Origin of the sequence: Nocardia sp. NPDC058519, from assembly GCF_042719755.1 — a bacterium.
Taxonomy (GTDB): Bacteria; Actinomycetota; Actinomycetes; order Mycobacteriales; family Mycobacteriaceae; genus Nocardia.
The window spans coordinates 1-880 of sequence record NZ_JBHXNK010000029.1 but is presented as its reverse complement, the minus strand read 5'-3'; the positions used below and the strand labels follow the sequence as shown (position 1 = coordinate 880).

2 protein-coding genes are annotated in these 880 nt (G+C 65.6%); one reads left to right on the top strand and one right to left on the bottom strand.

From position 1 onward, the window contains the following. Positions 1–143 precede the first annotated feature (143 nt). Positions 144–347 carry a calcium-binding protein gene (locus tag ACFWPK_RS26780; protein ID WP_378920299.1) on the bottom strand — a complete coding sequence of 68 codons (204 nt, stop codon included), beginning with the start codon at positions 345–347 and terminating at the stop codon, positions 144–146. Here ACFWPK_RS26780 and ACFWPK_RS26775 point away from each other — a divergent pair. After that, complete coding sequence (locus ACFWPK_RS26775) at positions 346–573, top strand: hypothetical protein (protein WP_378920297.1); 228 nt, start codon at positions 346–348, stop codon at positions 571–573. The two genes, ACFWPK_RS26780 and ACFWPK_RS26775, sit on opposite strands and share 2 nt — an antisense overlap. Positions 574–880 lie beyond the last annotated feature (307 nt).

Sequence of the window (880 nt, the reverse complement as noted above, 5' to 3'; positions counted from 1 at the left end):
ACAACCACTTAAACCCCAACACCTTGGGAGGCGCGCTTACCCCGTAACCCCCGCCTCACTGTTTTCCGCGCATGTTTGCGCGCGAGCTGAATAGCTATGACCTCGAAGGACAAGCTCGCGTAGGTCGGCCAGCCGGTCTCACCTCAGCACTGACTGGGTTCTTCGTTCTTCACCACCGACAGCACCGCTTCCCCCTCGCCGATCGGAACTCCCGCTGCGGGTTCCTGGGCGACAACGGTCCAGTTGCGGTCCATTACCTGTGCGCGGCCGCGGCCGCTGGCATCCGTGGACCGGGAGAAGAACACTCCCGCCGCCTGGATGGTGTTCTGCGCTTCCTGCAGGTTCATGCAGAGCACCGCGGGCATTATCGCGGTCGGCGCCGGCGCTGCGGCGGAGGTAGTCGGAGCTACAGCTGCGGTGGTCGCCGGCGGTGGTGCGATCGCGGGCGTGCTGGTCGGTGTTGCGGCATGCACCGTCGTCGGTGTCGGCGACTCCGCACTTGACCTGCTCTCTGCTGCACAACCGGTGACGGCCGCCAGCATCGCCACCGCGATCGCCACTGTCCGGCCATGACGCACTGACGAAACTGCTTTCCCCGCTGACTGATTCATTTCGAATGTCCCCTGCTCACAGTTGCACAGACGGCCTGATGGTCGACGTGCACGACTCCCCCCGACAGGAGCGCTGGGCGAGCGTACATTCGCGGCGGGATCTGTTGGGCCGGTACTGGCAAGTAGCCGGCAATCTCGGTTGGTTGTGGGCTAACTGGGGCTGTGTTTGTTGGCGCGCTGGCGCGCGCGTGTCCGCGGCCCCAAGGGGCCGCCGGTCAGGCACCGTTGCTTGCTCCTTCGTCGCCTACGCAACGGGGCCAGACCCAGTC